Source organism: Methylobacterium sp. WL69 (assembly GCF_008039485.1).
Taxonomy (GTDB): domain Bacteria; phylum Pseudomonadota; class Alphaproteobacteria; order Rhizobiales; family Beijerinckiaceae; genus Methylobacterium.
The window spans coordinates 1-10,464 of record NZ_VRUZ01000121.1; the positions used below are offsets into that span (position 1 = coordinate 1).

At 67.2% G+C, this 10,464-nt stretch carries 10 protein-coding genes; 8 read left to right on the top strand and 2 right to left on the bottom strand.

The genetic code is table 11. The features are described 5' to 3' along the window. Nucleotides 1-420: 420 nt before the first annotated feature. Together FV218_RS20480 and FV218_RS20485 are read left to right on the top strand one after the other, a co-directional pair. Nucleotides 421-993 (top strand): hypothetical protein, encoded by a 573-nt coding sequence (locus FV218_RS20480; protein WP_187273122.1) that lies wholly within the window; start codon nucleotides 421-423, stop codon nucleotides 991-993. Nucleotides 994-1,016: 23 nt separating this feature from the next. Next, nucleotides 1,017-1,706, top strand: coding sequence for a hypothetical protein (locus FV218_RS20485; RefSeq protein ID WP_246685209.1), 690 nt, complete (start codon nucleotides 1,017-1,019; stop codon nucleotides 1,704-1,706). 306 nt (nucleotides 1,707-2,012) lie between these two features. Here FV218_RS20485 and FV218_RS20490 read toward each other — a convergent pair whose 3' ends face one another. Further along, a complete protein-coding gene (locus FV218_RS20490) occupies nucleotides 2,013-2,600 on the bottom strand; it encodes a TetR/AcrR family transcriptional regulator (RefSeq protein ID WP_147711351.1) in 588 nt (195 codons plus the stop codon). A 118-nt stretch (nucleotides 2,601-2,718) separates the two neighbouring features. Here FV218_RS20490 and FV218_RS20495 point away from each other — a divergent pair, with 118 nt between their 5' ends. The 6 genes from FV218_RS20495 to FV218_RS20520 all read left to right on the top strand — a co-directional run bounded on the left by FV218_RS20495 (nucleotide 2,719) and on the right by FV218_RS20520 (nucleotide 7,044). Beyond that, nucleotides 2,719-3,684: a quinoprotein relay system zinc metallohydrolase 2 gene (locus FV218_RS20495; RefSeq protein WP_147711352.1), complete on the top strand. Its 966-nt coding sequence runs from the start codon at nucleotides 2,719-2,721 to the stop codon at nucleotides 3,682-3,684. A 35-nt stretch (nucleotides 3,685-3,719) separates the two neighbouring features. Next, nucleotides 3,720-4,550 carry a quinoprotein dehydrogenase-associated SoxYZ-like carrier gene (locus FV218_RS20500; RefSeq protein ID WP_147711353.1) on the top strand — a complete coding sequence of 277 codons (831 nt, stop codon included), beginning with the start codon at nucleotides 3,720-3,722 and terminating at the stop codon, nucleotides 4,548-4,550. A gap of 13 nt (nucleotides 4,551-4,563) precedes the next feature. After that, on the top strand, nucleotides 4,564-5,151 hold the full coding sequence (locus FV218_RS20505; protein WP_147711354.1) for a rhodanese-like domain-containing protein: 588 nt from the start codon (nucleotides 4,564-4,566) through the stop codon (nucleotides 5,149-5,151). Between the two features lie 96 nt (nucleotides 5,152-5,247). Continuing rightward, nucleotides 5,248-5,433 (top strand): hypothetical protein, encoded by a 186-nt coding sequence (locus FV218_RS20510; protein WP_056090721.1) that lies wholly within the window; start codon nucleotides 5,248-5,250, stop codon nucleotides 5,431-5,433. A 347-nt stretch (nucleotides 5,434-5,780) separates the two neighbouring features. Beyond that, nucleotides 5,781-6,605, top strand: a complete 825-nt coding sequence (panB, locus tag FV218_RS20515; RefSeq protein WP_056090723.1) for a 3-methyl-2-oxobutanoate hydroxymethyltransferase — start codon at nucleotides 5,781-5,783, stop codon at nucleotides 6,603-6,605. Between the two features lie 139 nt (nucleotides 6,606-6,744). Continuing rightward, entirely contained in the window at nucleotides 6,745-7,044 is a 300-nt protein-coding gene (locus FV218_RS20520; protein WP_056090726.1) for a hypothetical protein, read from the top strand. A 747-nt stretch (nucleotides 7,045-7,791) separates the two neighbouring features. Here FV218_RS20520 and FV218_RS20525 read toward each other — a convergent pair. Next, complete coding sequence (locus tag FV218_RS20525; protein ID WP_147711355.1) at nucleotides 7,792-9,993, bottom strand: TonB-dependent siderophore receptor; 2,202 nt, start codon at nucleotides 9,991-9,993, stop codon at nucleotides 7,792-7,794. Nucleotides 9,994-10,464 lie beyond the last annotated feature (471 nt).

Below are 10,464 nucleotides of genomic sequence, written 5' to 3' on the forward strand. Positions count from 1 at the left end.
GAGGGCGCGGGGGGGAGGGCGCGCACGAGGGTGGCGCCCCTTCTGCAGGAAATCTGACCGGAGGAAATCTGACGGTTGTTACCCCTCTGCCAAGGCCGCTTTCGACTCTTTGATGACCCTCGGAAAGTCCGCTTCCCGGCAGCGTGCTGAACCAGAGACCTACGACCGGGATGAGTGGTGAGGAGTCACTCAGTCGTTGCCCTGAAGCACATTCGGCTTTGCGCCCATCTTGGTTAGTTAGCCACCTTCTCAGGCCCCCCTAAGCCGGCATCTGTTCAGCCGGAGCGGTTGCGGGGCCGGGAAGGCAGGAGCCTACGCGTGCGAAGGACGGTTGAGGTGCATCTTTCCGTTGACGAAGCGAACCCGAGCATGGCCTACTGTCCTTGGTCCTAGGACAGAGGACAGTGGTGTATGATCGGAATTAAAAGTCAGGATGTTGTCGTCCTGCTAAAGCTCGTAAGCCTTCAGGCGCAGGAGGAGGAAAAGAGCGAACCTGAAGGATTCGAGTCGAAAATCAGGGGCGAGTCACCATACTCGGTTCGCAACCTCGAATCACGGCTCGGGATCAGTAAGACAGAAGTCAATGCTTCATTAAAACGCATTTTTTCAACAGGGATGGCCATCAAAGATCACAAGACAGGTCGACCAAAGACTAATCGCCGCAGTCTTTACAACTTCATCGTTCATGGCCTAAAGTTCGTCTTTCCCGCAGCGCCCGGAGCTATGACTCGTGGCATCCCAACGGCATTTGCAGCGCCCATGCTGAAGGATCTGCTACTTAGCGGAGGTAATTATATCTACGTTTGGCCGTCCGCAGGAGGGCGAGATATTGGGCAATCTGTGCAGCCACTATTCAAAAGTGTTCCAGAGGCGGCAGGGAAAGATGCGCATCTATACGAATACCTCGCGCTGGTAGACGCTATCAGACTCGGAAACCAACGCGAGATGGGCTTAGCAAAGGATAGGCTTTCTGAGAAGCTGCTGGCGAAATGAGTATTCGAGGCCAATTGCTTCAAATGTTGAAGACCGTTGCCGAAGCTCTCGGCGCCGATCTTCGTGGTAGATTGGTATTCGTTGGAGGTTGCACAACAGCTCTTTTTATTACCGATGCGGTCACCATTGAGGACGTAAGGGCAACGGACGACGTCGACCTGATTGTCGATCTCGCCGGCTATGCAGCCTGGGCTGAGTTACAAGCACAGTTGCGTCAGAGAGGTTTCATGGAGGCATACGACGATACAGTCATATGCCGAATGAAGCTCGGCGGCCTCAAAGTTGATTTCATGCCCGACGACCCAGAGATCCTCGGATTTAGCAACCGCTGGTATGCGAAGGCTATCGAAACAGCAGTCACCTGTCCACTAACTAAAGATATCAATATAAGACGACTAACGCCGGAACTATTTATTGCCACGAAATTGGAGGCATACCTGGGTCGCGGGGACGGAGATCTTCTTGGTAGCCATGATCTCGAGGACATTCTCCTGATCGTAGATGGCCGCGAGGAAATCATAGAAGAGGTCCGGCGGGCAGATGCCGATATCCGGCACTTTATTGCTGAGCAATTCAGGGGGCTGCTCGCGGACAGAGACTTTGACCATCTTCTTGACGGCAACATCCGAGGCCCGGAAGGGCGGGTCGATATCGTACGTGCGCGCATCTTGGCCTTAAGTGACGACGGTGCTGAACGTCAGCTGGCGGAATAAACGCGATGCGTCTTCGGATGATAACCGTGAGTATAGCGGCATGGGGGATGACGCTGCCGACTAAACGGTTCGGTACACTAAACGGTTCGGTACCTGGATCAGTAACATCGTCGCGCCATCTCCGATGTTCCTTCTGATTCTGGGCGTGTTCACATATGGTGAGATGACCTCAGCCGCCGCGGCAAACCTGATACGAAGCCGGAGAATGCTCGACACGGTTGTGGCACCAAGCGCATGTCGGCTTTCCGGCAGCAACCAAAGGACGGCTCACCCTCCATCTCAGACCCTTCGCGTGGGTGACACCCGTCATGTTGTCACCACCAGGCCCGCGCGCGGCGGCCGCAGGGCGTCGCACAGGGCGCCGAGGGTCTCGCGGAATCCCGTCGTGCCGGCGAGGACCCGTTCCAGGAGAAGCGCGCCCTCCAGGGTCGCCACCACCAGGCGGGCCGCGGCGGCGGGGACCACGTCCGCCCGCACGGTTCCGTCTGCGAGGCCGTCCGCCAGCACCCGCTCCAGCCAGGCGATGTGCTTGTCGAAGAACCGGACGATGGCGGCCCTGAGCGGTTCGGGCAGGGTGTCGCGCTCCACCGCCAGCACGGCGCAGAGGCAGCCGAGATCGTCCGCGACGCCGCCGAGATAGAGCCGGCCATAGGCCTCGATCCGCGCCACGGCGTTCGCCTGCGCCAGGATGGCGTCGAGGGCCGCGTCGTAGCGGGAATCGTAGGCGGCGACCAACGCGAGGGCGAGGTCGGCCTTCGTTGGGAAATGGTGGTGGATGCTGGCCTTGCGGAGGCCCACCACGGCGGCGAGGTCGCCGTAGCTGAAGCCGGAATAGCCCCGGCTCCGGACCAGGGTCTCGGCCTGCAGCAGCAGTTCCGCGCGGGTGTCTCTCATGCTGGGGGCATTCCCGGAGGACGCGAGGGAAGGACGCAATCAAGAAATTGTGCCGTTGACGGCGGCGAAAATCTACCTACTAAATGGTAGGCAAGAAAACAAGCGGAGGACGTCCGGTATGGCGGCCCATGATGGCTGGCGCTTCGGCGCGCGCGGTGTCCGGTCGAGCCGGCGCGAAGCGCTGTTCGGCGGCCTGTGCCTGTGCTGCCTGCCGACCCTCGGGCGCTCGGCGGAGGGGTTCGGCCTCGACGAGGTCGGCCCCGGCATCTTCGTCCGGCGCGGGCCCGACGCCGAGGCGACGCCGGACAACGACGACGCCATCGCCAATATCGGCTTCATCGTCGGCGAGCGCTCGGTGCTCGTCACCGAGTCCGGCGGGAGTCTCGCCGACGGGCGATGGCTGCGCGGGCAGATCCGGGCCCGCACGGACAAGCCCATCAGCCACGTGGTGCTCACCCACGTCCATCCGGACCATTGCTTCGGGGCCGAGGCGTTCGAAGCGGACAAGCCGGTCTTCATCGGCCACCACGCCCTGCGCGCGGCCCTCGACGCGCGCGGCGAGTATTACCGCACCCGCCTCGTCGAGATCCTGGGGGCGGAGAAGGCCGGCCGGGTGGTCTACCCGACCCTGGAGGTCGCGGACGGCGCGGAAATCGACCTCGGCGGGCGCCGCCTGACCTTCCACGCCCACGGGGTGGCGCACACCAACTGCGACCTCTCCATGCGGGATTCGGCCTCCGGCCTCCTGTTTCCCGCCGACCTCCTGTTCGTCACCCGCATCCCGTCCCTCGACGGCAGCCTCGTCGGCTGGCTCAAGGAGGCGGAGGTGCTCAAAGCCATGGGGGCGGAGAAAGCCGTGCCGGGCCACGGCCCGACCCTCGTGGCGTTCGCCCCCGCCCTGGCCGACCTCACCCGCTACCTCGGCACCCTGCGCGACGAGACCCGCAAGGCCCTGGCCTCCGACATGCCCATCGAGACGGCGGTCGCCACCCTCGGCCGGTCCGAGGCCGACAAGTGGGCCCTGTTCGACCTCTACCACGGCCGCAACGTGACCCAGGCCTTCAAGGAACTCGAATGGGAGTGATCCCGCCCCATGTTGTTCACAAGAGGAGACACGCCATGAAGCCGTTCACCGCCGCCCTCGCCCTGTCGCTCGCCGCTTCGCTCCCGGCCGCCGCCCTGTTCGCCGGACCCGCCGCCGCCGCCGGCGCCTCGGACACCGACGCCGAGCGCCTCGCCCGCTGGCAGGAAATCCGCACCTCGATCTTCGGCGACAAGATCGTGGAGCCCACCGAGACCCTGGTGGCCGTCGAGGCCCCGGTGCGGGCGCTGGACGCCGCCCTGGTGCCCATCACCCTGACCATGCCGGAGAAGGATAGGGTCGCGGGCGTGTCCCTGATCATCGACGACAATCCGTCGCCCTATGCCGCCAACATCACCTTCGGCCCCGCCGCCGATCCGGGCGAGATCAAGCTCCGGGTCCGGGTCAACAACTACACCAACGTCCACGCCGTGGTGCGGATGAAGGACGGCCGGCTGTTCGAGACGACGAAGTTCGTCAAGGCGTCGGGCGGCTGCTCCGCCCCCATGGGCATGAGCGACGAGGAGGCCATGAAGGGCATGGGCGACATGCGGATGAAGTTTTCGGGGGAGCCCGCCCCCGGCAAGTCCACGGAGGCGACCCTGATGATCCGCCATCCGAACTTTTCCGGCATGCAGATGAACCAGGTCACCCGGGACTACACCCCGGCGCGCTACATCCAGAAGGTCGTGGTCGCGCAGGGCGGGCGCAACATCCTGACGCTCGACGGCGACATCTCGATTGCGTCGAACCCGGTGATCAACTTCGCCTTCCTGCCCGAGGGCAAGGCGCCGGTGACGGTGATGGCCTCGGACAACCAGGACGGCCGCTGGGAGCACAGCTTCCCCGTGCCGGCCCCGAGCAACTGAGGGTGAGAGACGCATGATCCCCCTCGCTCGCCTCGCCGCCGCCGCCCTCCTCGCCCTCGGGACCATGGCGGCGGCGCCGGCCGATTCGCCCGTCGACGTGCCCGAGCCCGAGGGCCTCCACACCGGCCCGCAGCAGGGCTACACGCCCCCCACCCTCAAAGGCGCCGCGGTCCTCGACATCGACGGCCTCGACCGGGTGGTGGCGCAGGGCAAGCCCGTGCTCCTCGACGTGGCGATGGCGGACCGGCGCCCCGCCGGCATGGCCGCCGACAAGCCGTGGCTCCCGGCCCACCGCAGCATCCCCGGCGCCGTGTGGATGCCGAGCGCCGGGGCGGCGCCCCTCGACCCCGCGCACGAGGCCCTGTTCCTCACGCGCGTGGCGGAGCTGACGGGGGGCGACAAGGCCCGGGCCATCGTCACCTTCTGCCACCCCGATTGCTGGGGCAGCTGGAACGCCGGCAAGCGCCTGGTCCAGGCCGGCTACACCGGCGTCCACTGGTTCCCCACGGGCCTCGAGGGCTGGCAGGAGCGCCACGAGACGGCGGTGGTGAAGGAGGACCCGGCCTGGGCCGGGCGGGCCGCCGCCGGGGCGCAGCGCTGAAGGCTCCGAGGGGCCCGAAATCCCGCCGCCGGCCGGGCCGCTCGCGCGCGGCCGCCGGCTGGCGTATAGCCGGTCCCGGACAGACAGGAGACCGACTTGTACAAGGTCAAGGCGAACGATCACCTCGGACGGGCCGCGACCTTCGCGTGCGGGACCGCCGATCAGGCCCTGGAGAAGACCTGGGAGCTGGCCCGGCGCGGCTTCAAGGAAATCCTCGTGATCGACCCGAAGGGCCAGGAATCGAGCGCCGCCGCGTTCGAGCGCGCAATGGATCTGGATTGAGGCGTTTCCGATTTCGAGCCGGCCCCGATGTCACGGCGCGCGCGCGTTCGCGGTTGACACCGGCCGGGTTGTGGCGGAAGAAAGGCACGCACACGGCGCCCCAAGTCTAGGGAGGGAACGCCCACCGAAGAGTGCCGGACGGCGACGCCATCGCCGTCACTGCAACGGGTGCGGCACCGTGCAAGTCAAGTAACTCCGAACGACGACATCTGTCAGATCCCATGCTTTGTTTGCGCCGGGACGCGCGCTTTGCCGCGCGCGGGTGTATGAGGGACCCACCCAACGCGCGCGCCCGTCCTCACGGGTGCGACGAGCCCGCAAGGGTGCGACGAGCCCGGTGGAGTCCGATGTCCCAAGTTGTCCAGTCGCGCCGCATCCGTGCCGTCGATCTCGCCAAGCGCAAGGCGGCGGGCGTCAAGATCATCGCGCTGACGGCCTACCACGCCCACACGGCCGGCATCCTCGATCCGCATTGCGACTTCATCCTCGTGGGCGATTCCCTCGGCATGGTGATGCACGGCATGGAATCGACCCTGCCGGTGACCCTGGAGATGATGATCGTCCAGGCCCAGGCGGTGATCCGGGGCACGTCGCGCGCCCTCATCGTCGTGGACATGCCGTTCGGCTCCTACGAGGCGAGCCGCGAGCAGGCCTTCCTCAACGCCGCCCGCGTCCTCAAGGAGACCGGGGCCGGCGCCATCAAGATGGAGGGCGGCGCCAAGTTCGCCGACACCGTGGCCTTCCTGGTCGAGCGCGGCATCCCCGTCATGGGCCATATCGGCCTGACCCCCCAGTCCGTGAACACCATGGGGGGCTTCAAGGTGCAGGGCCGCGAGGCCGACGGCGAGGCGCGTCTCCTCGCCGATGCCCGCGCCATCAGCGAGGCCGGCGCCTTCGCCATCGTCATGGAGGGCATCGTCGAGCCCGTGGCCCGCGCCATCGCCACGGCGCCGGGCATCGCGGCGGCCACCATCGGCATCGGCGCCAGCACGGCCTGCGACGGCCAGATCCTCGTCCTCGAGGACATGCTGGGTCTCAGCGACCGCGTCCCGAAATTCGTCAAGCAGTTCGGCGCCCTGCGCACCCAGATCGAGGGCGCCGTGGCGGCCTATGCCGAGGAAGTCCGCGCCGGCCGCTTCCCGGCCGACGAGCACACCTACCCGCCGGCGTGATCCTGCCCGCCGGCGTGGCCCGGTGCGCCGCCGCACGGGGTCGGCCCCGGCCGGGCGTCGCCCGCTTACCATTCATCAACCGTTCGGTGTCCAGATTCGAACCTGAAGCCCGGTTTCGAGAATCGAAGGACACGACGTCATGAAGCGGACCCTCCTCGGCGCGGCGATGGCCGGCAGCCTCCTCGTCACGATGGCGCCCGGGGCGCAGGCCCGCGACGGCATCGGCCCCGGCGGCGCGGCGGCCCTGGGCGTCCTCGGCGGCCTCGCCATCGGCGGCGCCATCGCCTCGTCGCAGAACAACGGCTACTACCCCGGCCGCCCGGTCTACCGCGAGCCGCGCCCGGTCTACGTCGAGGAAGAGGTCTGCCACATGGAGCGCCGCGGCTACATCGACGCCTACGGCGACGAGCACATCCGCCGCGTCCGCGTCTGCGAATGATTTTTTCGCGGGGCGGCTGTCGCCGTTCAGCGCCCTGTCGCACGAAGGCGGCGCGCGGGGCGAAGGCTTGCCCCGCGCCACATACGGCTTCCGCTGAATCAGTTCGGTCCCCCGTGCGAATCGCCGAAGGACGAGGCAGATCGCGGGTCCCCTCGCCTGGAAGGCAGGGCGATCGCAAAGGATGGTCGCGGTCTGAAGCCGCCGCCGAAGGGGCTGTCGACGAAGCGCCGCCCCCCGTGCGCATCCCCTCGCCCCGCTTGGCTGGGGAGAGGGACGCGTCTCCCCCTGCCGGGGAGCGCGTCGAGGCGGCAGCCGACGGTGAGGGGGCGAATCCGGATGAGACTGCTCCGGAATCGCCCCCTCACCGTCGCTTCGGCTTCGCCTTCGCTCGCCGCAGGCACGACGGGGTGCCTGCGGCCCTCTCCCCGCAGGCGGGGAGAGGGGGATGCGCACCTGCGTTCTGCACGAAGGGGCAAGGGCCGACCCGAGCGCATGCACCCCTCTGCGATCGCCCTGCCTTCCAGGCTACGGCGTTCACACATCTCGCGGGCAGCGCGGGTCCCCTCTCCTGGGAGGAGAGGGACAGGGTGAGGTGTGTGGATTCTCCGGAGAGTTCGCACACCTCACCCCAACCCTCTCCTTTCAGGAGAGGGCGCACCGTGGGCCTCACGCCCGTATCCGGATGCCGTCAGCTGCCCCGTCTCCGCACGAGATCGGCCCAGCCGAAGCGATCGACCGGAACAGGGATCACCAGCGGTAGCCGAGGCTGGCGGTGATCCGGCGCTGGGTGCCGTAGAAGCAGGCGTTGACGCTCGAGCACGAGGCGACGAAGCGCTTGTCGCCGGCGTTCTGGAGGTTGACCGCGGCGCGCCAGCCGTCGCGCTCGTAATGCACCACCGCGTCGAAGGTGACGTATTCGGGCACCACGAGGGTGTTGGCGACGTCGGCGTAGGAGCGTCCGACGTAGTTCACGCCGCCGCCGAAGCCGAAGCCTTTGAAGTCGCCGACGGGGATCGTGTAGTCGGCCCAGAGCGAGGCGAAGTTCTCGGGGATGCCCACGGGCACCCGGCCGAGGTCGAGATTCGTGCCCTCGATCGTGCGCAGGCCGTAGATCGTATAGGACGCGATGAGATTGAGCCCCTCGGCGAGGCTGGCCGTGGCCGACGCCTCGAAGCCGCGCGAGCGCACGGCGCCGAGCTGCAGGTTGGTGAAGACGTTGTCCGGGTTCGGCGTCAGCACGTTGGAGCGCACGAGGTCGAAGGCCGCCACGGTGAAGAAGGTGTTCCAGCCCACCGGCTGCAGCTTGGCGCCGACCTCGATCTGCTCGCCCCTGTCGGACTTGAACGGCCGGTTGCTGGCGTCGACGCCCGCCGTCGGGTTGAACGAGGTGCCGTAGGTGACGTAGGGCGCGAGGCCGTTGTCGAAGTTGTAGATGAGCCCGAGGCGGCCGGTGAAGGCGGCCTCGTCCCGCACCGTGGAGTTGGCCAGCACCAGCCGGTCCTGGACGACGTTGCTGACGAAGTCCTGGCGGCCGCCGATGAGGAAGGTCAGGCGGTCGGTGAGGGCGACCTGATCCTGAAGGTACAGGCCGGTCTGCTGGAGCTGCTGGTTGACCACGCGGTAGGGCAGGGGGTTCGCGGCGGTCTGGAAGTAGCGCGGCGACAGGATGTTGAGCCCCGGGACCGGGAAAGTCGTCGCCTGGTTGTCCGACAGGCTGTAGCGCTTGTAGTCGACGCCCATGAGCACGGTGTGGCCGAAGTATCCGTCGTTGAACCGGGCCTGGGCCTGGTTGTCGACGGCGAACAGGCCGGCGCGCGGCGTGGTCAGGAAGCCGTAGCGGGCGAGCTCGGTCTCGCTGGCGTTGGCGTAGCCGTTGCCGACGTAGCGGGAGTCACGGACCTCCGTGAACGAAAAGCGGAAGTTCTGGCGCACGGTCCAGACGTCGTCGACATGGTGCTCGAACTCGTAGCCGAGGTTGGCCTGGTTGCGGGTGTAGCTGTCCACCAGGGGATCGCTGGCGTTGAGCTTGCGGTCGATGCGCAGGCCGGACGCGTTGGGGCGCACGGTGCCGGAATAGGGCAGGAACTGGCCCGCTCCGCCGGTCTCGTCGCGCTGGAAGCTCGTCAGCACCGTGAAGGTGGTGGCCCCGTCCGGCTTATAGGTGAACGAAGGCGCGATGTAGTAGCGGTCCTCCGGCGCGAACTGGACCTGAGCGTCGCTGTTCTGCAGCTTGCCCGTCAGGCGGTAGAACCAGTGGCCGGAACTGTCTGCCGGGCCGCCGACGTCGAAGGCGGCGTAGCGCTGGTTGAACGAGCCGCCGCCGAGTTCGACGTAGCGAAACGGCTCCGTCGTCGGGCGCTTCGACACGACGTTGACGAGGCCGCCCACCGGCGAGCCGCCGAACAGGGTCGCGGCCGGCCCGCGCAGGACCTCGATGCGCTCGGCCCCGAACGGATCGACGCGGAAGTTCGCGAACGAGGTCTGGAACAGCTGCAACCCGTCGCGGAACAGGCCGGTCTCCGTGGCCGAGAAGCCGCGGATGAGGAACCAGTCGAGGCGGGTGTCGGGCCCGAACTGGTTGGCGTAGATGCCCGGTGTGTAGCGCACCGCCTCCGACACGGTCTGCGAGCGCTGCGCCTCGATCTGCTGGGCGCCGATGACGCTGATGGATTGCGGGGTGCGGATGAGCGGCGTGTCGGTCTTCGTCGCCGTGGCGCTGCGGCTGGCGACGTAGCTGGGCACCGGGCCCCGCGCCGTCTCGGGCTGGCTCCGGCCGGGTGCGCCGCCGCCCCCGACGACGCCGGCGCCGCTGCCCTCGACGCTCAGGGTCTCCAGGGTGACGGCACCCTGCTGGGCCTGGGCCTGGGCCGTTCCGGCCAGGACCAGGAGAGAGACGCCGGCGAGGGCACGGCGGGCGGGGGGCAGGCATCCCATGGAGGAAGCGGACATGGCGGAATCTCCGTCGCGCAGGCACGCGACCGCAACCCCGCACGGGCATGCAAAGGTCGGCGCGAGGCGCTGTTTAGAATTATCGTAAACTACTGTAATGAAACAGCTTTAGTCGATCGGTAGTCGCCGCCGCGGGCGCACGCAAGGGCATCCCGACGGTCTGTCGACGACCGTGGCCGCTCGGGCACAGGAGACCTCGGCCGCGAGGCAAGATTTCGGGGCCGGACAACTTTCGGTTGAGAAGATTTCGGGCCAGGAGCGGGGTGATCGCCGATGCGTTTTTCGGGCGCCCGCACCGCGAAGCGCGGCGCTTCGAACCGTCACGGCCGGTTTCCTCTTCTGGAAGGCTGCCGGATTCACACATTTCGTCTCGACGCGGCTCTCCTCCCCCTCGCGGGGAGGAGTCGGAGGTGGGGGTGGCTCCGCTGGCCTCCGAAGCCCCAGGGTCACCCAACCACCCCCACGCTCAAC